General features: G+C 60.3%; 18 protein-coding genes and 1 pseudogene. 13 read left to right on the top strand and 6 right to left on the bottom strand.

Features of this window, described 5'->3' with window-relative positions; genetic code table 11:
* Nucleotides 1-8: 8 nt before the first annotated feature.
* Entirely contained in the window at nucleotides 9-2,051 is a 2,043-nt protein-coding gene (gene prlC / locus C2E15_RS01290; protein WP_104955804.1) for an oligopeptidase A, read from the bottom strand.
* A 179-nt stretch (nucleotides 2,052-2,230) separates the two neighbouring features.
* Between prlC and C2E15_RS01285 the strand changes: the two genes are divergently transcribed.
* Both C2E15_RS01285 and C2E15_RS01280 read left to right on the top strand, forming a co-directional pair.
* Entirely contained in the window at nucleotides 2,231-3,046 is an 816-nt protein-coding gene (locus C2E15_RS01285; protein WP_104955803.1) for a CPBP family intramembrane glutamic endopeptidase, read from the top strand.
* A gap of 112 nt (nucleotides 3,047-3,158) precedes the next feature.
* Nucleotides 3,159-4,001, top strand: coding sequence for a 23S rRNA (adenine(2030)-N(6))-methyltransferase RlmJ (locus C2E15_RS01280; RefSeq protein ID WP_104955802.1), 843 nt, complete (start codon nucleotides 3,159-3,161; stop codon nucleotides 3,999-4,001).
* 278 nt (nucleotides 4,002-4,279) lie between these two features.
* Here C2E15_RS01280 and rnz read toward each other — a convergent pair whose 3' ends face one another.
* Entirely contained in the window at nucleotides 4,280-5,191 is a 912-nt protein-coding gene (rnz, locus tag C2E15_RS01275) for a ribonuclease Z (protein ID WP_104955801.1), read from the bottom strand.
* 4 nt (nucleotides 5,192-5,195) lie between these two features.
* Entirely contained in the window at nucleotides 5,196-6,773 is a 1,578-nt protein-coding gene (rtcR, locus tag C2E15_RS01270) for an RNA repair transcriptional activator RtcR (RefSeq protein ID WP_167391814.1), read from the bottom strand.
* Between the two features lie 255 nt (nucleotides 6,774-7,028).
* Between rtcR and C2E15_RS01265 the strand changes: the two genes are divergently transcribed.
* The 10 genes and pseudogenes from C2E15_RS01265 to C2E15_RS01220 all read left to right on the top strand — a co-directional run bounded on the left by C2E15_RS01265 (nucleotide 7,029) and on the right by C2E15_RS01220 (nucleotide 20,314).
* Nucleotides 7,029-8,252 (top strand): RtcB family protein, encoded by a 1,224-nt coding sequence (locus C2E15_RS01265; protein WP_104955799.1) that lies wholly within the window; start codon nucleotides 7,029-7,031, stop codon nucleotides 8,250-8,252.
* A 4-nt stretch (nucleotides 8,253-8,256) separates the two neighbouring features.
* Nucleotides 8,257-9,063, top strand: a complete 807-nt coding sequence (locus tag C2E15_RS01260) for a nucleotidyltransferase domain-containing protein (protein ID WP_245912335.1) — start codon at nucleotides 8,257-8,259, stop codon at nucleotides 9,061-9,063.
* A 117-nt stretch (nucleotides 9,064-9,180) separates the two neighbouring features.
* Nucleotides 9,181-10,533, top strand: coding sequence for a glutathione-disulfide reductase (gene gorA, locus C2E15_RS01255; RefSeq protein ID WP_104955798.1), 1,353 nt, complete (start codon nucleotides 9,181-9,183; stop codon nucleotides 10,531-10,533).
* 276 nt (nucleotides 10,534-10,809) lie between these two features.
* On the top strand, nucleotides 10,810-11,535 hold the full coding sequence (locus tag C2E15_RS01250) for a gluconate 2-dehydrogenase subunit 3 family protein (protein ID WP_104955797.1): 726 nt from the start codon (nucleotides 10,810-10,812) through the stop codon (nucleotides 11,533-11,535).
* Between the two features lie 45 nt (nucleotides 11,536-11,580).
* A complete protein-coding gene (locus C2E15_RS01245) occupies nucleotides 11,581-13,350 on the top strand; it encodes a GMC family oxidoreductase (RefSeq protein WP_104955796.1) in 1,770 nt (589 codons plus the stop codon).
* 70 nt (nucleotides 13,351-13,420) lie between these two features.
* Nucleotides 13,421-14,626, top strand: a complete 1,206-nt coding sequence (locus tag C2E15_RS01240) for a c-type cytochrome (RefSeq protein WP_425438049.1) — start codon at nucleotides 13,421-13,423, stop codon at nucleotides 14,624-14,626.
* A 730-nt stretch (nucleotides 14,627-15,356) separates the two neighbouring features.
* Nucleotides 15,357-15,923, top strand: coding sequence for a fimbrial protein (locus C2E15_RS01235; RefSeq protein WP_104955794.1), 567 nt, complete (start codon nucleotides 15,357-15,359; stop codon nucleotides 15,921-15,923).
* A 65-nt stretch (nucleotides 15,924-15,988) separates the two neighbouring features.
* Nucleotides 15,989-16,656, top strand: a pseudogene (locus C2E15_RS01230) (fimbrial biogenesis chaperone).
* A gap of 22 nt (nucleotides 16,657-16,678) precedes the next feature.
* A complete protein-coding gene (locus C2E15_RS01225) occupies nucleotides 16,679-19,216 on the top strand; it encodes a fimbria/pilus outer membrane usher protein (RefSeq protein WP_104955793.1) in 2,538 nt (845 codons plus the stop codon).
* 9 nt (nucleotides 19,217-19,225) lie between these two features.
* Nucleotides 19,226-20,314 carry a fimbrial protein gene (locus C2E15_RS01220; RefSeq protein ID WP_104955792.1) on the top strand — a complete coding sequence of 363 codons (1,089 nt, stop codon included), beginning with the start codon at nucleotides 19,226-19,228 and terminating at the stop codon, nucleotides 20,312-20,314.
* 182 nt (nucleotides 20,315-20,496) lie between these two features.
* On the opposite strand, the gene C2E15_RS01215 is transcribed toward C2E15_RS01220, so the two are convergent.
* Nucleotides 20,497-22,323, bottom strand: coding sequence for a glycoside hydrolase family 15 protein (locus C2E15_RS01215; protein WP_104955791.1), 1,827 nt, complete (start codon nucleotides 22,321-22,323; stop codon nucleotides 20,497-20,499).
* A gap of 269 nt (nucleotides 22,324-22,592) precedes the next feature.
* Here C2E15_RS01215 and adhP point away from each other — a divergent pair, with 269 nt between their 5' ends.
* The gene (adhP, locus tag C2E15_RS01210; RefSeq protein ID WP_104955790.1) at nucleotides 22,593-23,606 is read left to right on the top strand and encodes an alcohol dehydrogenase AdhP; all 1,014 of its coding nucleotides are present in this window, start codon (nucleotides 22,593-22,595) and stop codon (nucleotides 23,604-23,606) included.
* 143 nt (nucleotides 23,607-23,749) lie between these two features.
* Here adhP and C2E15_RS01205 read toward each other — a convergent pair whose 3' ends face one another.
* Nucleotides 23,750-24,679: an alpha/beta hydrolase gene (locus tag C2E15_RS01205; RefSeq protein ID WP_104955789.1), complete on the bottom strand. Its 930-nt coding sequence runs from the start codon at nucleotides 24,677-24,679 to the stop codon at nucleotides 23,750-23,752.
* 291 nt (nucleotides 24,680-24,970) lie between these two features.
* Entirely contained in the window at nucleotides 24,971-26,365 is a 1,395-nt protein-coding gene (locus C2E15_RS01200; protein WP_104955788.1) for a cation:proton antiporter, read from the bottom strand.
* Nucleotides 26,366-26,516: the final 151 nt, after the last annotated feature.

Below are 26,516 nucleotides of genomic sequence, written 5' to 3'. Positions count from 1 at the left end.
GCGAGGCGTTATCCTTTAATGCCGTAGTGTTCCAGCATCGCATCCAGCTGCGGCTCGCGGCCGCGGAAGCGCTTAAACAGCTCCATTGGCTCTTCGGAGCCGCCGCGCGTCAGGATGTTATCGAGGAACGACTGGCCGGTTTCACGGTTGAAGATGCCCTCTTCCTCAAAGCGGGAGTACGCATCCGCCGCCAGCACGTCCGCCCACAGGTAGCTGTAATAGCCTGCCGCGTAGCCGCCGGCGAAGATATGGCTGAAGGCGTGCGGGAAGCGCCCCCAGGATGGGCTTGGCACCACCGCCACCAGCTTTTTCACCTCGGCCAGCGTATCGAGGATCTGCGCGCCTTTGGCCGGGTCGAACTCGGTGTGCAGACGGAAATCAAACAGGCCGAACTCCAGCTGACGCAGGATAAACAGCGCCGCCTGATAGTTTTTCGCCGCCAGCATTTTCTCCAGCAGCGCCTGCGGCAACGGCTCACCGGTTTCGTAATGACCGGAGATAAACGCCAGCGCTTCCGGCTCCCAGCACCAGTTTTCCATAAACTGGCTTGGCAGCTCGACCGCATCCCACGGCACCCCGCTGATGCCGGACACGCCCGGAACATCGATGCGCGTCAGCATGTGGTGCAGGCCATGTCCGAACTCATGGAACAGGGTTGTCACTTCGTCATGAGTAAACAGCGCCGGCTTGCCGCTTACCGGACGGTTAAAGTTACAGGTCAGGTAGGCAACCGGTTTTTGCAGGCTGCCATCCCCTTTGCGCATCATGCCGACGCAGTCGTCCATCCAGGCGCCGCCGCGTTTGTTTTCACGCGCGTAAAGGTCAAGGTAGAAGCTGCCGCGCAGTTCGCCGTCTTCGTCATACAGATCGAAGAAGCGCACGTCCGGGTGCCAGACGTCGACATCTTTACGCTCTTTGGCGCTGATGCCGTAAATGCGTTTCACCACTTCGAACAGGCCGTTGACCGCGCGCTCTTCCGGAAAATAGGGGCGCAGCTGTTCATCGCTGATGGCGTAGAGATGCTGCTTCTGTTTTTCGCCATAGTAGGTGAGATCCCACGGCTGCAGGTCGTCAATGCCATGTTCCTGTTTGGCGAAGGCGCGCAGACGCTCCAGCTCTTTTTCCGCCTGCGGACGGGCGCGATGCGCCAGGTCAGTCAGGAAGTCGATCACCTGCGCCGGGTTTTGCGCCATTTTGGTCGCCAGCGATTTGTGGGCGTAAGAGTCGAAGCCAAGCAGCTGCGCCATCTCATGACGCAGCGCCAGCTCTTCCGCCATGATTGGGCCGTTGTCCCATTTGCCGGCGTTCGGCCCCTGATCGGAGGCGCGCGTTGCGTAGGCACGGTACATCTCTTCACGCAGCGCCTGGTTATCGCAATAGGTCATTACCGGCAGGTAGCTGGGGATATCCAGCGTCAGCAGCCAGCCTTGCTGGCCTTTCGCTTCCGCCTGCGCTTTCGCGGCGGCCAGAGCGCTTTCCGGCATACCGGCCAGTTCGCTTTCGTCTGTAATCAGCTTGCTCCAGCCCATGGTGGCGTCCAGCACGTTGTTGCTGTAGGTGGAGCCCAGCTCGGAGAGGCGCGCGGCGATTTCACCGTAGCGCTGCTGTTTTTCTTTTGGCAGGCCGATGCCCGACAGTTCGAAGTCACGCAGCGCGTTATCCACCGCTTTTTTCTGCGCAAGGCTCAGCTGCGCGTAGTGTTCGCCCTCTTTGAGGTTGCGATACGCCTGGTAAAGGCCTTCATGCTGGCCGACCCAGGTGCTGTACTCTGACAGCAGCGGCAGCGTTTGTTCGTAGGCCTGGCGCAGCTCCGGGCTGTTTTTCACCGAGTTGAGGTGGCTTACCGGCGAGAAGATACGTCCCAGACGATCGTCCACGTCCGCCAGCGGCTGGCACAGGTTGTCCCAGGTGTAGGGCGCGCCCTGCGCCACCACTTTTTCTACCACGTCGCGGCACGCTTCCAGCGCCTGTTCAACGGCGGGGACGACATGTTCCGGCTGGATGGCGGAAAAAGGGGGAAGGGTAAACGAGGTCAATAATGGATTGGTCATCGCGCAGTCCTTTAAGTTGATGTGGGCGCGCAAAGGCGCAATATCACTAACATGCGGCTAAGCAGTCCGAAAATCAATGGGGGCTGCGGCGCGCGCTGTTTTGGTGATGCCGATTTAACCCGGTGCGTTTGTTATATTCCTCATCCTGCTGGTTTGGGTGTTTTAAGGAAGAATACATCATGTGGTACTTACTGGCGGCGGCGCTGTTGGCGCTGCTGTTTTTCCGTCCGGCGGCGAAGCCGCTGTTGTTAGCGACGCTGGCCTGGGCGCTCTGGCAGCGAACGCTGCTGTGGCCGGGTTTGCTCGTGTTGGCGGGCCTGGCGCTGGCCGCCTGGCTGCGCCGGCATTATGCGCATCATGTCCGGCTGATGCCGCTGCTTGAAGCCGTGCTGGCGGCGGGCGCCGTGGCGCTGACGCTGCATCTGGCGCCAGGCTTTGATAATCAGCCGGCGGTGGTTAATGCGCAGGCCGGCCCGCTCAGCGCGCCTTTTACATTTTACTACAACCTGGATAAGGCGCTGGTGCCCTTTATCCTGCTGGCCTGTTTGCCGACGCTTTTGCGGGCGCCCGCCTCACCACCGCGCTGGCGCGGCGCCTGGCCGCTGTTATTCGCCGCCATTCCGGCGCTGTTGCTGTTGGCGACGCTGGCGGGCGGTTTGCGTATTGAGCCGCATTTTCCGACATGGCTGGGCGCGTTTGCGCTGGCGAATCTGTTTTTCGTTTCGCTGGCGGAGGAGGCGCTGTTCCGCGCCTGGCTGCAGCAGCGGCTGAGCCAGTGGTTAGGCCGGTGGCCCGCCCTGCTGCTCGCCGCGCTGGCGTTTGGTCTGGCGCATGCCGCTGGCGGCCCGCTGTTGATTTTTTTCGCCGCGCTGGCGGGGCTGTTGTATGGTCTGGCCTGGCAATGGAGCGGTCGGCTGTGGGTGGCGACGCTGATGCATTTCGCCTTTAACCTGACGCATTTGCTGTTGTTCACCTATCCGGTGCTGCAACGCTAGCCGCACAGATCCGAGTAATTTAGTCGGCGTCCGGCTATACTAGCGTCAGTTTCCGCCGGGGCGTTTCAGCCCCGGCCTCATTTCATCAGGCATCACCGGATATATTGTAGATATGCTTAGTTACCGTCACAGTTTTCACGCTGGCAACCACGCCGATGTGCTGAAGCACACCGTTCAAAGCCTGATCATTACCGCGTTGAAAGAGAAGGATAAACCTTTTCTTTATCTGGATACGCACGCCGGCGCTGGCCGTTATCAGTTGAGCGGCGAGCATGCGGAGCGCACCGGTGAGTATCTGGAGGGCATCGCTCGCGTCTGGCAGCAGGAAGATCTGCCGGAGGAGCTGGCACCCTATATTAGCTGCGTGAAGGCGCTGAATCACGGTCCGGCCCTGCGCTATTATCCTGGCTCGCCGCTGATCGCGCGTCATCTGCTGCGTGAAGAGGATAAGCTGGAGCTGACGGAGCTGCATTCCAGCGATTTTCCGCTGTTGCGCAGCGAGTTTCAGAAAGATAGCCGCGCGCGGCTGGCACGCGCCGACGGCTATCAGCAGTTGAAAGCGAAGCTGCCGCCGCCGTCGCGTCGCGGCCTGATTTTGATCGATCCGCCTTATGAGATGAAGAGCGATTACCAGGCGGTGGTGAAGGGGATTCAGGAAGGCTATCGTCGGTTTAGCACCGGGGTGTTCGCGCTTTGGTATCCGGTGGTGTTGCGTCAGCAGATTAAGCGCATGATCCACGATCTGGAGGATACCGGTATTCGCCGTATTCTGCAGATTGAGCTGGCGGTGCGTCCCGATAGCGATCGTTTCGGCATGACGGGTTCCGGGATGATTGTGATTAACCCGCCGTGGAAGCTGGAGCAGCAGATGCAGAATGTATTGCCGTGGCTGCATCGCGTGCTGGTGCCGGCAGGCACCGGCCATACCAGCGTTAACTGGATCGTCCCGGAGTAAGGAACGGTTGGGCGCTGCACCTGATGATGGCACTCTTTAGGGTGACTGCGCGGAGTGCTGGCAGATCGTAAAGACGCCAGGGCGTCATCCATGACGGCTCGTCCCGCGCCTTCCCCGGCGTGGGACGCTTTACTCTTTTGCCCGGACTCCCCTCGCCTTGCGTTAGGCAGCACCGCGTTTGTACGAAAATCTCTTCAGCGTGGAACAAGCGTGTCGTCATCACGGGCACGGTTCGCTGCGTCTTGCGTTGGGCAGCACCGCGCCCTTCCCCTTTTCCCTTATAGGTCAAATACGGCGAAATCACGCGCCAGCTCGGTGTTGGGAAAAATCGCCTGACACTCCGCCAGCAGGCGCGGCATATCCTCAAAACGATAGCGCGAGCTAAAGTGAGTGGCGATCAGCCGTTTGGCGCGCGCGTCGCGGGCGGCCGTCGCCGCCTGCACGGTGGTGGAGTGGCCGCGTCCGTTGGCTTTCTCCTCCATCGCCGCCTCCAGCGTCGTCTCATGCACCATCACATCCACATCCGCCGCCAGCGCCAGTGCGCTGCCGGTTGGCGCGGTATCGCCGAAGATCGCCAGCTTTTTACCCGGCGTCGAAGGGCCGAGATAGTCGCGGCCATGAATAACGCGCCCATCCTCCAGCGTCACGCTCTCGCCCTGTTTCAGCTGCTGGAACCAGGGACCACGCGGCACATTGTCCGCCCTGAGTTTCTCCGCGTCGAGAAAGCCCGGCTTATCATGCTGTTCGATGCGAAAGCCGAAACAGGGCAACACATGATTCAGCGGATAGGCGGTCACCTTTATCGCACCATCGTCAAACAGCTCGCCCGCCTCAATTTCAATGATCTCCAGCGGATAGGTGACGAACGAGCCGCTCAGGCTCAGCGCGGTTTCGACAAACTGGCGCAGCCCCGGCGGCCCGTAGAGGGTCAGCGGCTCAGTGATGCCGCCCATCGAACGGCTGGTCAGTAGCCCCGGCAGGCCGAAAATATGGTCGCCGTGCAGGTGTGTGATAAAGATTTTTTGCAGCTTGCCCGGCTTCAGGGCGCTGCGCATAAACTGGTGCTGCGTGGCTTCGCCGCAGTCAAAGAGCCAGCAGTCGCCGCGATGGGAGAGCGTCAGGGCGATAGAGGTGACGTTGCGCTGCAGGCTGGGCGTACCGGCACAGGTGCCAAGAAAAGTCAGTTGCATAGGCTTACTCTGGTTGATGTTGAATGGCGTCCCAGCTCAAATCGAAACGGGCGAGATATTTACGCAGCCGGTCGGCGTCATTCGGCTGTTTCTTCTGCTGGCGCGACACGGCGAACAGTTTGCGTCCGGCTTCCGACAGGCTGGCGGATTGGCGACAGATCGTCAAGACCGCCGCCAGCTGATAACGATCGAACAGATCCAGATCCGTATCCGGCAGCGTAGTGGGTTGCGGATCGTCGCCATGCCAGCTTTGCCGCAGCCGCGCGATCTCTTCGCTCACCCCTTCCAGCGTAATGCGCCCGTTGTCGGCCAGCGTCGCCATACGCGTGACTGATGCGCCCAGCTCGCGGAAGTTGCCGCGCCACAGCGCCTGATCGGAGCAGGCGAAGCGCAGCCACGCCTGACGCGCCTCGCGATCGAAGCGCACCTGGCTCTGGCTGTCGCGGGCGAAGCGCTGCAGCTCATAGTCAAGGTTAGGCTCAATATCCTCGCGGCGCTGCGCGAGGCCGGGCAGCGTAAAGCTCCAGAGGTTGATGCGCGACCAGAGATCTTCGCGGAAGCGCCCCTGCGCCACCCAGCTGGCCATATCGCGATGGGTGCCGGCGATCAGCTGGAAATCGCTGCTCACCTCTTTATCGCTGCCGAACGGCAAAAAGCGTTTCTCCTCGATCGCTTTCAGCAGCATCGCCTGCTCATCCGGCCCCAGTTCGGCTATTTCATCAAGAAACAGCACCCCACCATCCGCTTCGCGCAGCAGCCCGGCGCGCGCCTGCTGTGCGCCGGTAAAGGCGCCTTTCACGTGGCCGAACAGCGTTGACATAGCGTTATCGCCGCGCAGCGTGGCGCAGTTCACCGCCACCAGCCGCCCTTTGACCTGATGCCGGTTCTGCTTCAGCTGGAAAATTCGCTGGGCGAGGAAAGATTTCCCCGCGCCGGTCGGGCCGGTTAGCAGCATCGGCGCGGTGGATCGCAGCGCCACCCGCTCGATCCGGTCGATCAGCGCGTTAAAGGCGGGGTTGCGCGTGGCGATGCCCCCTTTCAGAAAGGAGACGGACGCCTGCTGCTCACGTAAAAAGCGGCTGGTGAGCGCGCTGTAGCGGCTCAGATCGAGATCGATCACTGTGCATTCGCCCTGCATCACCGGACGATCTTCGCTGCGCGCCGGGCCGCTTTGCAGCAGGCGGGCAGGCAGGTAGCGCGCCTCCGTCAGCAAAAACCAGCAGATCTGCGCCACGTGCGTGCCGGTGGTGATATGCACCAGATAGTCTTCATTATCGGTATCGAAAGCGTAGTTCACCGCAAAATCGAGAAAGGCGGCGTAGACCTCCTCGAAATCCCACGGATCCGCCAGTGGCATCTCATGCAGCCGCACCTCGGTATGGGGCGACAGCGCCGCCAGATCCTCGACGATCTGCTCGGCCAGCGCGCGGTTGTCAGGCGGGCAGATCAGCTCCAGCCGGTCGACCGGTAGATCGGGCTGCAGGCAGACCGCCACCGTCGGCCGCCATTTTTTATTGCGGTTGTGCCGTTTGCCCCGGCGGTCCAGCACCGTTCCCAGCGAACCGATCACCACTCTGCGCATTGGTTTATCCATTTTTATAAACAGTTATCTGCCACTATAAAAAAAGATCGCCGGCCGCGACAGCGCCGTATTAAAGCCTACATATTTTTTGTTTATAAATTAGATAATTAGCTATTTATCTGAATGTAATTAGCTTTCTGGCACGCTTTTGGCAATACCCTGTCATGCGCATCCTTAATATCGCGGCGGGAAAACCGGGGCCGGCCCTTGCGCCGCGCGGGCAGCAGCGGCATGGCGCCGCACAGAGGAGAGAGTATGAAATCGCAATATCAATTATTAGCCGCCGCCAACAGCGCGCCGGTGAAAATGTGGACCCAGGGCGTACCCGTGGAACCGGAAGCGCGCCAGCAGCTGCTGGATACGGCAAAGATGCCGTTTATCTTTAAACATCTGGCGGTGATGCCCGACGTACATCTGGGGAAAGGCTCCACCATCGGCAGCGTTATCCCGACACAGGGGGCGATCATTCCGGCGGCGGTGGGCGTCGATATCGGCTGCGGCATGATGGCAGTGCGTACCTCGCTGGTCGCCAGCGATCTGCCGGAAAATCTCTACGGCGTCCGCAGCGCGATTGAACGCGCAGTGCCGCACGGACGCACCAGCAACCGCTCCGGCAACGATAAAGGGGCCTGGCAGCGCGCGCCCGGAAGCGTTGATCAGCACTGGGCCGCCCTGCAGGCGGGCTTTAAGCGCATTACCGATAAATACCCGGCGCTGCTGAAAACCAATAACTACGCGCATCTCGGCACGCTGGGCACCGGCAACCATTTTATTGAGCTGTGCCTGGACGAGGCGGATCGCGTCTGGGTGATGCTACACAGCGGATCGCGCGGCGTCGGCAATGCCATCGGCACACTGTTTATCAACCTGGCGCAGCAGGATATGCGGCAGCATATCGCCAACCTGCCGGATCGCAATCTGGCCTATTTCGAAGAGGGCAGCCGCCATTTTGCCGACTATATGAACGCGGTGGGCTGGGCGCAGGATTATGCGCGCCATAACCGCGAGATAATGATGCAGCACGTACTGGCGGCGCTGAAGCAGAGCATCAGCAAACCCTTTAGCGCCACGGCGGAGGCGGTGAATTGCCACCACAACTATGTGCAGCGCGAGCAGCATTTCGGCGAATCGGTGCTGGTGACGCGCAAAGGCGCGGTTTCGGCGCAGCGCGGCCAGCTGGGCATTATTCCCGGTTCAATGGGGGCGAAAAGTTTCATCGTGCGCGGGTTGGGCAATGAAGAGAGCTTCTGCTCATGCAGCCACGGCGCCGGGCGCGCCATGAGCCGCACCGCCGCGAAAAAACGCTTTACCGTCGCCGATCAGCAGCGGGCGACAGCGCACGTTGAATGCCGCAAAGACAGCGACGTGATTGATGAAATACCGATGGCTTATAAAGATATCGACGCAGTGATGGCGGCGCAGTCGTCGCTGGTGGAGATCGTGCATACCCTGCGTCAGGTGGTGTGCGTAAAAGGATAACAACATGGAGAAGGACAAAATGGAAACCGATACCGGCGTCAGCGCCGCAATGCGCGCACGCGTGCGTCAGGCGCTGCGCGAAACCGAACAGCGTTATCAGGTGCGTATTTTATACGCCTGCGAATCGGGCAGCCGCGGCTGGGGTTTTGCCTCGCCGGACAGCGATTACGACGTGCGCTTCATCTATGTGCATCAGCCTGCGTGGTATCTGCAGGTCGAACCGGGGCGCGACGTGATTGAACTGCCGCCCGATCCACAACTCGATATCTGCGGCTGGGAGCTGCGCAAAACGCTGGGGCTGTTGAAGCGCGCCAACCCGACGCTGATGGAGTGGCTCGATTCGCCAATCGTTTATCAGCAGGAGGAGGAGACGCTGGCGCAGCTGCGGACGCAGGCCGCCGACTGGTTCAGCGACCTGCGCGCTCGCTATCACTATCTGTCGATGGCGCAGAAAAACTTTCGCGGCTATCTGCAGGGCGAGCGGGTGCGGCTGAAAAAGTATCTTTACGTGCTGCGGCCGCTGCTGGCGGTACGCTGGATCGAAGCGGGCCGGGGCGCGCCGCCGATGCGCTTTCACGAGCTGCTGGCGGGCACGGTCGACAAGGGGCCGCTGCTGGCGGAGATCCATCAGCTGCTGGCGCTGAAGCAGCGCAGCGGTGAAGCGGAATATGGCGCGCCGCTGCCGTTGATCGAGGCGTTTATCCGCCAGTCGCTGGCGGAAGCGCGACCGCCGCTGGCCGACGGCGACAGACATGATGATGCGCCGCTGAACCGGCTGCTGCTGCGCGCGGTGATGTCGGCGACGCCATAGCCGACGCGGTGAAAAAGTCGGCTCCTGTTGCAATCATAGGCGCAAACTTTGCGGGAAATCGCCGAGTGGCGGTACACTTACGCCAGTTTTCTTTTCTTACTTTCTGGAGTTCGCACAATGACCCGACATTATGATTACCTCGCCATCGGCGGCGGCAGCGGCGGTATCGCCTCCATCAACCGCGCGGCGATGTATGGCCAGAAATGCGCTCTGATTGAAGCGAAAGAGCTGGGCGGCACCTGCGTTAACGTTGGCTGCGTACCGAAAAAAGTGATGTGGCATGCGGCACAGGTCGCGGAAGCGATCCACAACTACGGCCCTGATTACGGCTTCGATACCACTGTGAACCAGTTTAGCTGGCAGACGCTGGTGAAAAACCGCAGCGCCTATATCGATCGCATCCACACCTCCTATGAAACCGTGCTGGGCAAAAATAATGTCGATGTGATCAAAGGCTTCGCCCGCTTTGTCGATGCGCACACCGTGGAAGTGAACGGCGAGAAGATCACCGCCGATCACATTCTGATCGCTACCGGCGGCCGTCCGGTGCATCCGGCGATCCCGGGCGCGGAACATGGCCTCGACTCCGACGGCTTCTTTGAGCTGGAGGCGATGCCGAAACGCACCGCGATCGTTGGCGCGGGTTATATCGCCGTAGAAATCGCCGGCGTGCTGAACGCGCTGGGTTCCGAAACCCACCTGTTTGTGCGCAAAGAAGGCCCGCTGCGCCAGTTCGATCCGCTGCTCAGTGAAACGCTGGTGGAAGTGATGAACGCCGAAGGCCCGACGCTGCACACCCATTCAGTGCCGAAAGCGGTAGTGAAAAACCAGGACGGCAGCCTGACGCTGCAGCTGGAAAACGGCAAAGAGCAGACCGTCGACTGCCTGATCTGGGCAATTGGCCGCGAACCGGCGACGGATAACCTCAATCTGGCGGCGACCGGCGTGGCGCTGAACGAAAAAGGCTATATTCAGGTCGATAAGTTCCAGAACACCAGCGTATCGGGCATCTACGCGGTGGGCGACAATACCGGCGCGGTAGAGCTGACACCGGTGGCGGTGGCGGCCGGCCGTCGTCTCTCTGAGCGCCTGTTCAACAACAAGCCGGAAGAGCATCTGGACTACAGCAATATCCCGACCGTGGTCTTCAGCCACCCGCCGATCGGCACCGTCGGTCTGACCGAGCCGGAAGCGCGCGCCCGGTACGGCGACGAGGCGGTGAAAGTCTATAAATCATCCTTTACCGCGATGTACACTGCGGTGACGCAGCATCGCCAGCCGTGCCGCATGAAGCTGGTCTGCGTGGGCAAAGAAGAGAAGATCGTCGGCATCCACGGTATCGGTTTCGGTATGGATGAGATGCTGCAGGGCTTCGCGGTAGCGCTGAAAATGGGCGCGACCAAAAAAGATTTCGACAATACCGTGGCCATTCACCCGACGGCGTCGGAAGAGTTCGTCACCATGCGTTGATTTTGCGGCGATCACGCTGCAAAAGCGCTGATTGAAGGCCAAATGCCCCTGGGCGTTTGGCCTTTTTGTTTTTAGCGCCAGACATTATCAGAGCCGCCCGTAGGCTATCTCGCCCTTCCCGCCCTGCCTCTCCGCCCCTCCTCATACTTATTTTGTTACACTGGTTAATATTAGCTAACGTAGAAATGTATATATATCGTTAATAAATAAACATAAACTAAACAACCAAAAATATTAGATTTAACTTTTGTTAACATTCTGTGAGACATCAGGGCTATGTTGTTTAATAAAGAAACATCCCGCCGCAAGTTCTTGCTCGGCGCGCTCGTCGCTTTGCCACTCAGCGACATGATTTTTAAGGGACTTACCGCAGCGCAGGCCGCTGAAATGGCCGCTCCCGAACTCAATAACTACCAGCCCATCTTTTTTAACGCGGAAGAGTGGCAGTTTATTCTGGCCGCAACCGACCGCCTGATCCCCGCCGGCGGCAAGGGCAACGCGCCCGGCGCGCTGGAGACCAACGTGCCGGTGTTTATCGACCAGCAGCTACACGGCGATATGGGTGAAGAGATCTACATGCAGGGGCCGTTTAACGCCCATGCGCCCGCCACCATGGGCTATCAAATCCCCTACCGTCCGCAGCAGCTCTATAAGATCGCTATTCCCCTGATCAATAAATGGAGCCTTAACACTTATCAGAAGCCTTTCCATCAGCTGACGCCGCAGGAAAAAGACCAGGTGCTGACGCATCTGCAAAAAGATGGCATCGATTTCGCCGCGCTGGGCGAAGAGAACATGAAGCCTTCGCACTTTTTCAGCCAGCTGATTTCCGATACCAAACACGGCTACCTCTCCGATCCGATGTACGGCGGCAACAAGGGCATGAAAGCCTGGATCGCCATCGGCTTCCCTGGCGCGCGCGCCAGCTTCCTGGAGTGGGTTAAGCAGCACAACGTGCCTTATCCGTTGGGTCCGGTGAGTATCAAAGGCGAGCGCGCCTGACAGCGCGACACGATCGGTGTTTTTGCAAGATTGACAAGGGTAACAATGGCACAGCTAAATAAGAAAGAAGTCGACGTCGTCGTGGTCGGCCTGGGTTGGGCGGGCTCGCTGATGAGCATCGAGCTGGCAATGGCGGGATTAACGGTACGCGCGCTGGAAAAAGGGCCGGAGCGGGATTACGCCGAGTTCGCCTATCCGAAACCGGCGGACGAATATGCCTACGCGGTACGCAATAAAGTAATGACCACGCCGGCGGAATCGGCGGTCACCGTACGCTATAACATGGACCAGACGGCGCTGCCGACCCGTAAATGGGGCGCGTTTGTGCCGGGCGGCGGCGTAGGCGGTTCAGGCCTGCACTGGACGGGCGTGCTTATCCGCCCCACCCCAACCGATTTAAAACTCAAAACCTACGCCGACCAGGCCTATAAGCCGGGCATCCTCGCCGAAGAGATGCGGGTTATGGATTTCCCGTTCACCTGGGATGAGATCGAGCCTTATTACGATAAATTCGAACGGATCTGTGGCCAGTCCGGCAACACCGGTAACCTGCGCGGCACCCTTCTGCCAGGCGGCGATCCCTTTGAAGGGCCGCGTTCGCAGCCTTATCCGCTGCCGGCGCTGGAAGATACGCTGAACAACGTGATGTTTGCCGAAGCGGCGAAAAAGCTGGGCTACCATCCGTTCCCTAACCCTTCCGCAGCGGTGTCACGCGCCTGGACCAACCCCTACGGCAACCAGATCGCCCCCTGCAATTACTGCGGCTACTGCAGCAAATATCCCTGTCTGAACTACTCCAAGGCGTCACCACAAACGGCGGTGATGGACGCGCTGAAGCGCATGGACAACTTCTCCTATGAAGTGAACGCCAATGTCCTGAAAGTAGTGCTGCACGACGATAAAAAAACCGCGAAAGGGGTGATATATATCGATGAGCAGGGCAATGAATGCTTCCAGCCGGCAAAGATTGTGGTGCTGAGCAGTTTCCAGCTCTATAACGTCCACCTGATGCTGCTCTCCGGCATCGGCAAGCCCTACAACCCGATTACCGAAGAGGGCGTGGTAGGACGCAACTACGCTTTCCTGAGCAACGGCGGCGCGACGCTGTTCTTTAAAGATAAAAACTTCAACCCGTTCGCCACCTCCGGCCCGACCGGCCAGATGTTCAACGACATCTCGCCCGGCAATTTCGACGGCCCGGGACTGGGCTTTATTGGCGGCGCGAAGATCCACAGCTCACAGGCAACCGGCACGCCGATCGGCACCTCGCTGCCGAAGGGCACGCCGTCATGGGGCATGGGCTGGAAAGAGGGTCTGGAGGAGTGGTACGGCCATTCCATGAAGATCAGCATTACCACCACCTGCATGTCCTACCGCGACGTCTATCTCGATCTCGATCCAACCTACACCAACGAGCATGGTCAGCCGCTGCTGCGCATGACTTTCAACTGGAAACAGAATGAGCTGAAGCTTCAGCAATACCTGAAAGGCATCGTGGGCAATATCGCGAAAGAGCTGAACCCGGACAGCATGAGCATGAGCTTCCTGCCGATGGATGCGCAATTTGATCTGACTAAATATGTCTCCACGCATAACGTGGGCGGCGCGGTGATGGGCGATAACCCGAACACCTCGGCGCTTAACCGTTACCTGCAGAGCTGGGACGTACATAACGTCTTCGTGCCGGGCGGCAACGCCTTCCCGCAAAACTTCCAGGCGAACCCGACCGATACCATCGGCGCCATTACCCTGATGGCGGCGCAGGCGATCAAAGAGCAGTATCTGAAAAACCCCGGCCCACTGGTACAGGTATAAGCGCATGAAGCTGTTGAATCTCAGAAATTTTATCACTGGCAATGTGGTGGCGCTGGCCGCGCTGTTTTCCATGGGCGCGCAGGCTGAAGACACGGCGCAGCTGATTAAGCAGGGCGAATACCTTTCCCGGCTGGGCGACTGCATGGCCTGCCACTCGCTGCCGGGCAAGCCCGACTACGCCGGCGGTCTGGCGATTGAATCGAATCTCGGCATCATCTATTCGACCAATATCACGCCGGATAAAAAGTTTGGTATCGGCAACTACAGCGAACAGCAGTTTTCCGACGCGGTGCGCAAAGGGATCCTGCCGAACGGCTCGCGCCTCTATCCGGCGATGCCCTACCCTGATTACGCGAAGATCAGCGATGCGGATATTCACGCGCTCTACGTCTACTTTATGCAGGGCGTGAAACCTGCCGCCGTCGCCGCGCCGGAAACCAGGCTGAGCTTCCCGTTTAACCAGCGCTGGGGTATGCGTTTCTGGAACTGGGCCTTTACCTCTGATCAGCCATTCCAGCCGATCGGCGGCGCCTCAGCCGAGGTCAACCGCGGCGCTTACATCGTTGAAAGCCTGGGCCACTGTGGCAGCTGCCATACGCCGCGCAGCATCACCATGAACGAGAAGACGCTCGACAGCAGCGAATCCACGTTCCTGGCGGGCGGCGAGCTGAACGGCTGGCCGGTGCCTTCCCTGCGCGGTATGCCGCGCTGGAGCGAGCAGGAGATTGTCGACTACCTGCAAACCGGCCGTAACGCTAAGGCAGCGGTCGGCGGCGAGATGACGTCGGTGGTGGAGCATAGCTCATCGCATATGAGCGAGGCCGATCTGAAAGCGATCGCTGCCTGGCTGAAATTCCTCGGCGGCAATCCAGCCCTGAGCCGCGAAGAGGTACAGAAGGTGGAGACCACCGCCGCGAAGCTCAGCGCGGCGAAAAACCTGACGGAAGGCGAGCGTCTCTATCTGGATAACTGCAATGCCTGCCATTTCGTTAACGGCAAAGGCGCGCCGGGGGTCTTCCCGGAGCTGGATCAGGCTTCCATCGTCAACGCGGAAAGCCCGGTCGGCTTAATCCATACCATCCTTGCCGGGGCGCAGCAGCCTTCCACGGCGAAGGCGCCGTCGACGCTGGCAATGCCGGGCTTTGCAAACCGCCTGAGCGATGAGGAAGTGGCGCAGCTGGCCACCTTTATCCGTCAGGGCTGGAGCAACACTGCGCCCGCGGTGACCAGCAAGCAGGTCAGCGAGGTGCGCAAAGGCCTCAAACAGGGTGAGTAACCCTGTAGGTTTCTTAAAGGCCGGATTGCCGGCCTTTTTTTATGCCGCGTTAAACGTCCACTGCCGGATTAAACCGGCGTCGGCGGCCTGGGCCGCAGCCTGGCGAAGCGCGCAATGATTTAGATGATTAATCGTTAATCGGCCCGACGGCCACCGTTGTTGATGGATGGTTTAATAATATAACAGCTAACAGCTAACAGCTTTGCTTGTTATTTCCTGCTTTGCGTACGCGCCGGCTGAAAATAACCTTACAGGCAGTGCTATTTTATAAAAAATGCGTTTTGTTGACGTTACAGATAATAAATTCTCAGGGCGAAACACCCCCTTTCGGGCCTTAACAACGGGCAATTTACAGTTAATATCAATGCATAAATGTTAATTTGCGCCGCTATTTACCCCCTTATACCGCTGTTTATATTTCTTTGCTGTTAAAATACAGCTTCAAATTTTAAAATTAATACAAACACACATTTTATTAACCCGGCAACCACACAATAAATTATTGCATATTATTTTGCCTGCATTAGCCATACCTCTGTCACCTTATATTAATTAACCCGGCACCTTCGCTTTAATTATGTCTGTCATCTCGCGAAGGCCGGGCAGCCTATTTATACATTCTCGACGGAACGAAACAGGGATAAACAGGGAGGACCTGAGGCAGAAGCGTCATGCCTGATGCGGCTCGACGCCCAAACTGCTGTGGATATAAATTAAAAAGAGAGCAAGCATGAAAACAGAGTTACGTATTATGGCATGGGCTTTATCCTGCTTCGTCTCCGGCGCGGCTATTGCGGCCAGCGGCGATCCGGGCGACGTCGCCGGCACGCAGGGCGCCGGCGGCCAGATTCAGTTTACCGGCACGATCACCGACACCTCCTGTAATGTCGATACGGCGCATACCGATGAGCATGTGCGGCTGGGCACCTGGGCCAGCAGCTATTTCACCGCCGCCGGCATCGAAACCAACAAACAACCTTTCCATATTTCCGTGAAGGACTGCCCTGATTCCGTGAAGAAGGTCGCGGTCCGCTTTGACGGCAAAACCGTAGAAAATGACAAAAATCTGCTGGCGATTAACGACGGCCCCGGCACCGCCACCGGCGTGGCGATCCAGCTCTACGAAGATGACCAACAGCAGAAAGTGACCCTCGGTCAGGTCACCAAAGAATATGACGTTAAGCCGGGCGACAGCGATACCGAACTCACCTTCTACGCGGATTACCACGCCACCAGCGACGAGGTAACCGTGGGCGAAGCGAACGCCTCCGTGAACTTTAATATGGTTTACAACTGAGTTGCCGTTGAGCAGGGCGCTCCCTGCTCACTCTCCGTTTTTATTTCCCTGATTAAGGATTGCTGCTGATGAAATCTCTTTTCACGGGCATGGCTGGTCTGTTTTTCCTGTTATCGCATCTGGCGCATGCCGGGCTGGTTATGGGGGGACGCGCGTCATTTATCAGGAAGGTAAACGTGAAGCCGCTATTTCCGTCACCAACGCCGACGCCCGCTCGCCCTATTTAGTCCAGTCATGGGTAGATAACTATGCCGATGACGATAAAAGCCGCGCGCCCTTTATCGTGACGCCGCCGCTGTTCCGTCTCGATCCGGAACAGCAAAATATGCTGCGAATTAACTTTACCGGCGCGCCGTTGCCGACCGACCGGGAATCGGTGTTCTGGCTGAACGTTAAAAGCATCGCGCCCTCCAAAAGAGGCGAAATCAATAAGCTGCAAATTAATATTAAATCTAAATTTAAGCTCTTTTACCGCCCCAGTAATCTACCGGGCGAGGCGGAAACCGCCTGGAAGCAATTAACGTTTCGGCGACAAGGCAATCGTTTGGTCGCCTGGAACCCCACGCCCTTTTTCGTCTCCTTTTATTCGCTCAGCGTCGGCGGTAAGGCGATCGATGAACCGGGGATGATTGGGCCGCGGGAAAGCCGCAGCTGGCCGATAAACGCGGCGGGCGTCATTAAATGGCGCGCCATCAACGACTTTGGCGGCATCACTGACTACGCGCAGCAGTAATCTCTACCTTTCCGGCAATCGCATGGCAAAGATACCTTTATCCGCAACACCGCGCCCTCGTCTGCTGCCGCCAGCCCCGGCGGGCAGCGCCGCGCTGCTGGCCGCCGTTCCCACGGCGCTTTTGCTGCTGTGCCACTGTCGCCCGGCACGCGGCGAAGACTATTTCGATCCGGCGGCGCTGGAGTTTGCCGATCCGCGGCAGAAAACCGCCGACCTGCACTATTTTGCCAACGCCGGCGGCCAGCAGCCGGGCGACTATCGGGTGACGGTGCTGTTGAACCACCAGGATATGGGCCAGCACAAGCTCACTTTCGTCGGGGATAACGGCAGGCTGAAGCCGGTGCTGAACGTGGCGCAGCTGAAAGCCTGGGGGGTTAACGTCAGCGCCTTTTCCGCGCTGAGCAAGCTGCGCGACGACGATACCCTCACCCGGCTTAGCCGCTATATTCCCGATGCCGGCAGCCAGTTCGATTTTACCGGACAGCGGCTCTACCTGAGCATTCCGCAGGCGGCGATGAATAATCGCGCCCGCGACTATGTCGATCCGGCACGCTGGGACGACGGCGTATCCGCTGCGTTTGTGAACTACAGCCTGACCGGTTCGCAAACCCGCCAGGCGCAAAGCGAGATCACCGCCAATTACCTCAACCTGCGCAGCGGCGTGAACCTCGGCGCCTGGCGGCTGCGCAATATCGCCTCGCTGACCCTCGACCAAACCCGCCGCTGGCGGTCGCAAAGCAGCTGGCTGCAGCGCGATATCAAAGCGCTGAAAAGTCAGCTGCGCATCGGCGACGTTTACACCTCCGGCGAGATGTTCGCCAGCGTGCAGTTCCGCGGCCTGCAGCTCGCCTCGCAGGATGAGATGCTGCCGGACAGCATGCGCGGCTTCGCGCCGGTGATCCGCGGCATGGCGCACAGCAACGCCAAAGTGACCGTATCGCAGCACGGCTACGTCATCTATGAAACCTACGTTCCGCCGGGCGCCTTCGCGATAAAGGATCTCAATCCCACCGCGCAGAGCGGCGATCTGGAGGTCAGGGTCACCGAGAGCAGCGGCGCCGTGCAGACCTTTACCCAGCCCTACTCCGCCGTTCCCTTTATGCTGCGCGAGGGACGCCTTAAATTTAGCGTCAGCGCCGGCCGCTACCGTTCCGGCGTCGGGCAGACGCGCACGCCGCCGTTTATGCAGGCGACGCTCTCTTATGGCCTGCCCCGGGCTTTTACCCTCTCCGGCGGCGCGCAGCTGGCGGAAAACTACCGCGCTTACGCGCTCGGCGTCGGGCACGGCTTCGGCGAGCTGGGATCGCTGGGCGTCGACGGCACGCTGGCGGTCACCGATGCGCCGCCGCGCCGCCGCTATACCGGCCATTCGCTGCGCGTGCAGTATCAGAAAGAGGTGGATTTGACCGGCACCGCCCTGAGCCTCGCCAGCTATCGCTACTCCTCCAGCGGCTACTATGAATTCAGCGAAGCAAACCGGCTGGCAGACGGGAGCGAGCGGGTAAATAACCGGCGCAGCCGCAAGGAGATCGCCATCAGCCAGTCGCTCGGCAGTATCGGCAGCCTCTCCGCCTCGTTTTACGCCCAGCAGTACTGGCGCGCCAAAGGGCACGACGAGACGGTGCATCTCGGCTTCTACAGCGGCTGGCGCGGCATCGCCTGGGGCGTGGGCTACTACCTGACCGGTTCGTCGGATCGCCACCGACAGGATCGCTCGATCGCCTTCAATATGTCACTGCCGCTGAACCGCTGGCTGCCGGATCACACCCTCAGCTATAACACCCTGTCCGCCAGCCATGGCTATAGCTCGCAGCAGGTCTCGCTCTACGGCGCGCTGCCGGATAAGCGCAACCTCTATTACAGCGTGCAGCAGGGCTACGATAACCAGGGACAGGGCCGCAACGGCGGCGTATCGCTCGATTACCGTGGCGGATACGGCGCCGCACAGCTCGGCTACCGCCACGATAGCCGGAGCCGTCAGATAACCTGGGGAGCCTCAGGCTCGGTGGTGGCGCATGCGCACGGCGTTACGCTCGGCCAGCCTACCAACGACACCTTCGCCATCGTCCGCGCGCCCGGCGCGGCGCAGGTGGCGATTCAGAACGGCAGCAATGTCCACACGGACTGGCGCGGCTACGCGGTGGTACCGACGCTGACCCCTTATCGCAAAAATTACCTTGCCCTCGATACCGAAACCCTGCGCGACGATACCGATGTCGAGCTGGAAGCGCAGACGCTTATCCCCGGCGGCGGCGCCATCGTGCAGGCGAATTACCGCACCCATATCGGCAACCGGGTGCTGTTTACCCTGAAAGAGAGAGATGGCCCGCTGCCGTTTGGCGCCAGCGCGCGGCTTATCAGCGCAGGCGAAGAGGAGGCGCCCCCCAGCGGCATGGTCGCCGATGGCGGGCAGGTCTATCTCAGCGGTATGCCTGACCAGGGCGTCATCGAAGCGCGCTGGCAGGCCGGCGGCGTCACGCGGAAGTGCGTTATGCATTTCCGGCTTCCCATCACTCAGCAGCAGGCGGCGGTAAAAACGCTCAGCGGCCTGTGCTTATAAGAGGTTTTCATGGATAAATTACGGCGCGCGCTCTGCTTTTTGCTGACGCTGACGGCGGGCTTCTGGACCCATTCCGGCTGGGCGGAAACGTGCCGCCCAACCATTGGGCAGATAATAATAAACCTGCCCAATATCACCTACTCGCCGACCCTGCCGCAGGGTATGCAGATGACCGACCCGATGCCGAATAACGGCGATGCGTTCCACTTTACCTGCGATCGCCAGCCGCCCGCGGCAACGTGGAAGCGCGTGGTCTATCAGCAGAGCGGGGCGTCTGAAACGATTATCAACGGCCGTCACGTGTTCGCCAGCAGCGTTACCGGGATCGGCTATTCGCTCGGCCTGCAGTGCGGCAGCGGCGCTATTCGCTATATCGACGGCGCCGACGCCCCGGCGGGCAGCGAATCGGTGACGGTGTGCGACAGCAAGCAGATGCCCACGCTGCTGAGCGAAGAGCGGCCGGCGATAAAGATCTACGTGATTTTCTACAAAACCGCCGAGGTGAGCCTGGTTGATGGCAATCATGCCGCGATGAATGCGCAGCCTGATATCGGCAGCCTCTATATTGAACAGCGGCCCGACGCCGGGACGCCTGAAAAGGCGATGCTCAGCCTGGGGGCGATGAATATCGAGGTGGGCCAAAGAAGCAGCTGTCAGGTCACGACCCCGAGGATCAAGGTTAACATGGGCAGCGTGAAGCGCACGGCGTTCCACGGCACAGGCCAGCCTGCGGGCGATCAGCAACCCTTCTTCGTGCCGGTGCAGTGTACGGGACCGGCCACCCTCCGTATCGCTTTTTCCGGCGTCGCTGATGCCGCGATGCCCGATACCTTAGCCTTAACCCAGGGGAGCAGCGCCGCCCGTGGCGTCGGCATCCAGCTGCGCTACGGCGATAACCGCGGGTCGGCGGCGACTTCCGACACCCTGCTGAAGATTAACGATGCCAGCAACAACCTGCCGCTGCTGAAAACGATAACGGCGGACGACGCAGGTCGGGTAGAGAACATCAACTTCACGGCGCAGTATGTGCAGACGGCGGAGAGCGTCATCGCAGGCGAGGCCAACAGCATGGCGACTTTTGAGCTGATCTATAACTGAAGCTGCACGGCGCGCAAAGGCCGTTTTCCAGCTATCACTGTGCCTGCCCGCCGTTTTTACAGCTATCGCTGGCCTTGTCTATTAAGCGGCGCGCACCATGGGCGCCGGGGCTGTTTTTACAGCTATCGCTGCCCTTAGATGCTAAGCGGTTGCGCCCTGGCGGCCGCGCAAGCGACCGGCAGTCACACGCGGTGCCCCGGATTCGCATTCTTCAGCGCGTTGGCGGCACAGACCAGCGACAGGTGGCTCAGCCCCTGCGGCATATTGCCCAGCCAGCTCCGGGTGCCGGTGTCGAACATCTCATTGAAGATCTCCACGTTGCCGCGCTGACAAAGCTGCTCAAGGATCTCATCCATCGCGCTTTGCGCCGCGTCGCGCTCGCCCAGTTCCGCCAGCGCCTCCACCATCCAGAAAGAGCAGGCAACAAAGGTGGCCTCCTCTTTTTCCACGTCGGAATAGCGATAAAGCATCACGCCGCCGCCCCCCAGCTCCTCGCGAACTTGCGCCAGCGTCGACAGCATCCGCTGCGGGTTCACTTTGCTGCCGTAGTAGTGCGTCAGCGCCACCGCCGCGTCCAGCCGTTCGCTGCCGGCGTAAAACGTATAGGCCTGGCGCTGTTCCGACCAGCAGTGCGTCTCGATCCAGTCGCGGATGCGGTCGCGCTCGCGCTCCCAGCGCCCTACCCAGGTCGGTTCGATATGGCTGTCCTGCGCCAGCCTGACTGCCTGGTCAAGCGCCAGCCAGCAGGCCATTTTCGAGTGGGTATAGTGCTGCTCTTCAGGCAGTTCCCAGATACCGGAATCTTTCTGCCGCCAGCTGTCGGCGCAGTGGTTCGCCAGCTTGCCGAGCAGGCGCGAAGTGGAGAGATCCAACACGTGGCCCGCGCGGATAAACAGTCGGGCGGTCGCCAGCATATCGCCATACATGCTGAGCTGCACCTGGTCGCGGGCGTTGTTGCCGACCCGCACCGGCTGCGTGCCCTGATACCCTTCCAGCGGCGGATACCACTCTTCCGGCACCTGCCCGCCCTCCAGCGTGTAGCAGGCGCGCAGACCGCCGTCGTGGCGGCGAATGGTGTTCGACAGCCAGGAGAAAGCCGCTTTGCAATCTTCCAGCGATCCCAGATAAACAAACGCTTTGATAATCAGGCAGGCGTCGCGGATCCAGGCGTAGCGGTAATCGTAATTTTTATCGTTACCGAGCTTTTCCGGCAGCGAGGAAGTGGCCGCCGCCGCCAGCGCGCCGGTCGGCGAATACCAGAGAAATTTCAGCGCCAGCGCCGAACGCCTGACGTGGCTGTCGTAGCGGCCATGATCTTGTAGCCCGTCGGCCCAGTCGCGCCAGGCGGTGTGGCTGGTTTCGATGCGCTCATCGATCTTTTCCGGCGCCGGGATTGCCAGCGGTTCGCGCTCGGTGGTCACCAGCGCCACCAGCGAGCGCGATGTCGGCGACGTGGTAAAGGTGGCGGTCAACTGCACATCGTCGCACGTATCGATGCGCACATCGTCGGTCAGACGCAGCATCGCCATCAGTTCGCCGACGTGCCACAACGGATGGCCGTTCACTTCGTTATGCCAGGGCGAGCAGGTTTCCGCGCGCGTGCCGGGCTGAAAAATCACCTGCATCTCTACTTCGCCGCTGATGCCCTCCACGCGGCGCGCCAGTTCGTTCCAGGGTAGCCGCCCCGCCAGCGTGCTGTTCAGCGATTCCGTTACCAGCACCTCGCCGCTTTCGGTTTGATAGCGCGTCTCCAGCACGTTGCTGTTTTCACGATAGTAGCGCTGCATCCGCCACGGCGCGGTTGGCGCCAGCTGGAAATAGCCGCCGCTGCCGGCGTCGAGAATGCGATCGAACAGCGGCGGCGAATCAAGATTCGGCGCGCACCACCAGTCGATGGCGCCGTCGGGCGCGATCAGCGCGACAGAACGGCCTTCACCGATCGCGGCGTAGTCGCCCAGCCCGGCATAGCCTTTTTCGCGGGCGGGAGAGCGGTAGGTCATGTTTTTCACAAGCGATGTTTTCCTTTCTCTGAACGGCGGCGCGCAAAAGCGTAAACGGCAGGCGCGGCCGGAACGGCTTCCCGCGCTGCGCTGGCAGGCATCTGTTAAGCGTAGTACACAGGTGATCGTTGTCACAATCTGGACAATCGCCGCGTTACGCATAACTCTTAATGATTAGCATAAGGGAGTGGCGAAACGCGCCGTTCGGCCGCGCGCCTCCGCTTAGCCCGTACACGCACGAAGGATATGTCCTTATCTCACCAATGGAGAGACCTGATATGAAAGCAGCTGTTGTCACCAAGGATCATCGCGTTGAAGTTGTGGAAAAAACGCTGCGCGCGCTGAAGTATGGCGAAGCGCGCCTGAAAATGGAGTGCTGCGGCGTCTGTCATACCGACCTGCACGTTAAGAACGGCGATTTCGGCGACACCACCGGGATTATTCTCGGCCATGAAGGGATTGGCGTAGTGGAGGAGATCGGGCCGGGCGTCACCTCGCTGAAGCCGGGCGATCGCGCCAGCGTCGCCTGGTTTTATGAAGGATGCGGTCACTGCGAATATTGCAACAGCGGCAACGAAACGCTGTGCCGCAACGCCAAAAACGCCGGCTACAGCGTCGATGGCGGCATGGCGGAGGAGTGCATCGTGGTCGCCGACTATGCGGTGAAAGTGCCGGAAGGCCTCGACCCGGCAGCGGCGAGCAGCGTGACCTGCGCGGGCGTCACCACCTATAAAGCGGTGAAGGTTTCCGGCATTCGCCCCGGCAAGTGGATCGCCATTTACGGGCTGGGCGGCCTCGGCAACCTGGCGCTGCAGTATGCGAAAAATGTCTTTAACGCCAAGGTTATCGCCGTGGATATCAACGACGATCAGCTCGCCTTTGCCAGCGAAATGGGTGCGGATATGGTGATTAACTCGCGTAATGAGGACGCGGCGAAAATCATTCAGGAGCGGGTCGGCGGCGTTCATGCGGCGGTGGTCACCGCGGTGGCCAAAGCCGCGTTTAATTCCGCCATCGACGCCATGCGCGCCGGCGGCCGCGTTGTCGCCGTCGGCCTGCCGCCGGAGTCGATGAGCCTGAACATTCCGCGTCTGGTGCTGGATGGCATTGAAGTGGTCGGCTCGCTGGTCGGCACCCGCGAAGATTTAACCGAGGCGTTCCAGTTCGCGGCCGAGGGCAAGGTGGTGCCGCGCGTACAGCGTCGCGCCATTGAAGAGATTAACGAGATCTTCCATGAGATGGAAAACGGTAAAATTCGCGGCCGCATGGTGATCGACTTCACCCGTCAGTAATGCATTGCGGCGTGTGGGCCGTTCCGGTCTGAATGCGCCGTCACCGAGTGGGCCAGCTGTTATCGCAACGGTGGCAGGCTGGCCCCACCTGCCTGGCGCGCTGCGGCCGCACCTGGCCGCGCCGCTGTCCGCTTCTCCCCTGCTTAAATCGCCTCGGTGCGCATCGGCACGCGCCGACGACGGCGCGACTGCAGCCAGAGCGCATAGGCCTGATCCCAGATGGCGGCGGGCGTGCCCGCCTGTCCCAGGCCAAAACCGTGGCCGCCGCGGCTGATCTGCACCAGCTCCACCGGCACGCCCTTGCGGCGACACGCCTCGCGCATTATCAGCGTGTTCTGCGGCGGCGAGATGCGATCGTCCTCCGCCTGCGCCAGAAAGGTCGGCGGATAGGCGGGCGTCACGTAGTTCTCAATCGACCATGCCGCTTCCTGCTGCGGCGTCGCCTGACGGCCCGCCAGCATCCGGTGGGTGACCGTGTGGTTATAAGGCGCCTGCAGGGTAATCACCGGATAGATCAGCCCTACGCTGTCGACCGAGGGCGCGACGGCGTCCAGCTCATCCTGCGGCGCATAGCTGGCGTAGCCGGGCCGCGCGGCCGCCATGCCCAGCAGATGCGCGCCGGCGGAAAAGCCCAGCACATGCACGCGATCTTCCATCGCCCGCACCATGCGGATTGCCCGCTGCGCATCCTGCAGCGCCGCCAGCGGCCCCGCATGCCATTTCTCGCCGGGCAGACGATAGCTCAGCACATAGGTGGTATAGCCGAAACCGTTCAGCCAGCGCGCCACCGGCCAGGCTTCGCGTCCCATACCGATCCAGCAGTAGCCGCCGCCCGCGGCGATCAGCACCGCTTCGCCGTTGGGTTTCTCCGGCTGAAAACGCTGGATAGACGGGCAGACGATATTGGACCAGGAACCGGACTTATTGATATGCAGCGCCCCGGACGGCCCGCCGCCGCCGGGCGGCGTTTCCGGCCAGAGCGGGATCACGTTCTGGCGTGCGAACAGGTTGCCGGTCTTAATGGAAAATAAGCTGGCGCCGGCCCCCAGAAGAAAACGCCGACGACTAATCATGCTTCATGCCCGTCATTCTCAAACGTTAAAAACAAACCATGAAAAGCGATAAGGCAAAGGGCCACCCGACCGCTATGGAATAACGGATCGATAATCGGGTCGGGGTCTGCCAATCGGGACCGACGCTGAACAGCGTCGCTGCACCATAGTAACGCGAAAAACGTGATCGCCGTCAGCCTTATTTAGGTTTAGCAGAAAGGAAAAAAAGCGTGATCGTCGGACGGATGCAGAGCGGGAGAACAAAAACGACGTCGGGCGGACGGCGCAGCCCGCTCGCCGCCGCCCAACGCATTAACGTTGCTGCGCGTTTTCCTGCTCTTCCTCTTCCTGGCGCTGTGCCTCTTCCGCTTTGCTGCGTGCCACCTGCCAGGCGTGTCGGCGTCTTAGCAGCGGCGTCACGGTAATGCCGTGGATCACCACGCTGGCGGCCACCAGCGTTAGCGCCATATCAGCCATCGCCTCCGCTTGCGGCCCGGACATGCCATGTACCCAGGCGTAGGCGATATAGTTGATACTGCCGATGCCGCGAATACCGAGCCAGCCGATCAGCCAGCGCCGCCGCAGCGGGGTACCGGTGCCGATGGTCGAGATCCACACCGCCAGCGGGCGGATCACTAAAAACAGGATCGCGGCCAGCAGCAGGCCAATAGGGTTCCAGTGCAGCGCCAGGGTGACGCCCAGCGCCACAACCATCAGCGCCGCCAGCAGGCGCTCCACGGTATCACCGAATGAGAGCGCATCGCCGACCACCAGCCCGACCGAATGCGCCGGGCCATACTCTTCCTGCAGATGACGCTGGTTAGGGTTAACCAGCAGCTCCGCCGGCGCCATACGGCTGTCTTCCGGCAGCTGCTCCGGCGGGAAGGTTTTCACCACGTAGACTTCAGCGTGGCGCAGCCCAATGCCGGCGGCGAAGGCGGCAAGGAACCCAGAAGCGTCAATGGTTTGCGCGGCCGCATAGCTGATGGCGATCAGCGCCAGCGCAAGAAAATCGTTCGGTGCCGTATCGTTATGCACGCTGCGCAGCCGGGTGGCCATAATGCCGATCAGGCGGCCAAAACTGTAGCCGATCAGCGATCCCATGCCGATTGCCCACAGCACATCTTTCAGCAGCCAGTGGCCGAACAGCCCGGCGGAGGCGGGTTCCTGCCCCTGCAGCAGCAGTAGCGCCAGCAGCAGCAGCGGCAGCGCCGAGCCGTCGTTCATTCCCGCCTCGCTGGAGAGCGCCACGCGCATCGCGTCGTCGTCGCCCGCATGGTTAACCGAGATCAGGCTCGCCAGCACCGGATCGGTCGGCGCGACAATGGCCGCGAACGCCAGCGACAGCGGCCAGGAAAAACCGGTGATCCAATGCACTACCGCCATCATGCCCAGTACCGTCAGCAGCATAGCCGGGAACGCCAGCAGGCCGCCGATGCGCCAGCTGCCGGCCTTCAGCGGCAGGCGCAGCTTCAGCCCGGTAATAAACAGCGAGGCGGCGATGGTGATTTCGGTAATGTGCGCCGCCAGATCGGGGTGGGTCAGCACATCAAGCCTGATCAGATCGAGCGCCCAGGGGCCGAACAGGATGCCGATCAGCAAAAACAGACCAAAAGAGGTCACCGGCCCGCGATGTATCCACCCCGACGCCAGAGACATAACCAGTAATAAGCCGCCACTGGTGGCGGTCCAGCCAAGGAAATCCATATTACTCCCGTGATTATTTCTAACTGAATGGATTAAGCCTGGCATATATCCACAGCGCCTGCGGCGAAATGCGTGGCGGATGACCAGGAAATAAGAGCAGGCCGAGTGGCTAAGGGTATTCGAAGCAAAACGTGTGAGATGGATATAAGAG

Origin of the sequence: Mixta gaviniae, assembly GCF_002953195.1 — a bacterium.
In the GTDB taxonomy this organism is placed as follows: Bacteria; Pseudomonadota; Gammaproteobacteria; order Enterobacterales; family Enterobacteriaceae; genus Mixta; species Mixta gaviniae.
Note: the sequence above shows the minus strand (reverse complement) of the source record. Positions and strands in the feature narration are given on the sequence as shown.

Coding starts and splice junctions, on each gene's coding strand:
- C2E15_RS01280 (WP_104955802.1), top strand. CDS start 3,159: ATGCTTAGTTACCGTCACAGTTTTCACGCTGGCAACCACGCCGATGTG.
- C2E15_RS01235 (WP_104955794.1), top strand. CDS start 15,357: ATGAAAACAGAGTTACGTATTATGGCATGGGCTTTATCCTGCTTCGTC.
- C2E15_RS01265 (WP_104955799.1), top strand. CDS start 7,029: ATGAAATCGCAATATCAATTATTAGCCGCCGCCAACAGCGCGCCGGTG.
- C2E15_RS01240 (WP_425438049.1), top strand. CDS start 13,421: ATGGGCGCGCAGGCTGAAGACACGGCGCAGCTGATTAAGCAGGGCGAA.
- C2E15_RS01250 (WP_104955797.1), top strand. CDS start 10,810: ATGTTGTTTAATAAAGAAACATCCCGCCGCAAGTTCTTGCTCGGCGCG.
- C2E15_RS01260 (WP_245912335.1), top strand. CDS start 8,257: ATGGAGAAGGACAAAATGGAAACCGATACCGGCGTCAGCGCCGCAATG.
- C2E15_RS01245 (WP_104955796.1), top strand. CDS start 11,581: ATGGCACAGCTAAATAAGAAAGAAGTCGACGTCGTCGTGGTCGGCCTG.
- adhP (WP_104955790.1), top strand. CDS start 22,593: ATGAAAGCAGCTGTTGTCACCAAGGATCATCGCGTTGAAGTTGTGGAA.
- C2E15_RS01200 (WP_104955788.1), bottom strand. CDS start 26,365: ATGGATTTCCTTGGCTGGACCGCCACCAGTGGCGGCTTATTACTGGTT.
- C2E15_RS01285 (WP_104955803.1), top strand. CDS start 2,231: ATGTGGTACTTACTGGCGGCGGCGCTGTTGGCGCTGCTGTTTTTCCGT.
- C2E15_RS01220 (WP_104955792.1), top strand. CDS start 19,226: ATGGATAAATTACGGCGCGCGCTCTGCTTTTTGCTGACGCTGACGGCG.
- rtcR (WP_167391814.1), bottom strand. CDS start 6,773: ATGCGCAGAGTGGTGATCGGTTCGCTGGGAACGGTGCTGGACCGCCGG.
- C2E15_RS01205 (WP_104955789.1), bottom strand. CDS start 24,679: ATGATTAGTCGTCGGCGTTTTCTTCTGGGGGCCGGCGCCAGCTTATTT.
- gorA (WP_104955798.1), top strand. CDS start 9,181: ATGACCCGACATTATGATTACCTCGCCATCGGCGGCGGCAGCGGCGGT.
- rnz (WP_104955801.1), bottom strand. CDS start 5,191: ATGCAACTGACTTTTCTTGGCACCTGTGCCGGTACGCCCAGCCTGCAG.
- C2E15_RS01225 (WP_104955793.1), top strand. CDS start 16,679: ATGGCAAAGATACCTTTATCCGCAACACCGCGCCCTCGTCTGCTGCCG.
- prlC (WP_104955804.1), bottom strand. CDS start 2,051: ATGACCAATCCATTATTGACCTCGTTTACCCTTCCCCCTTTTTCCGCC.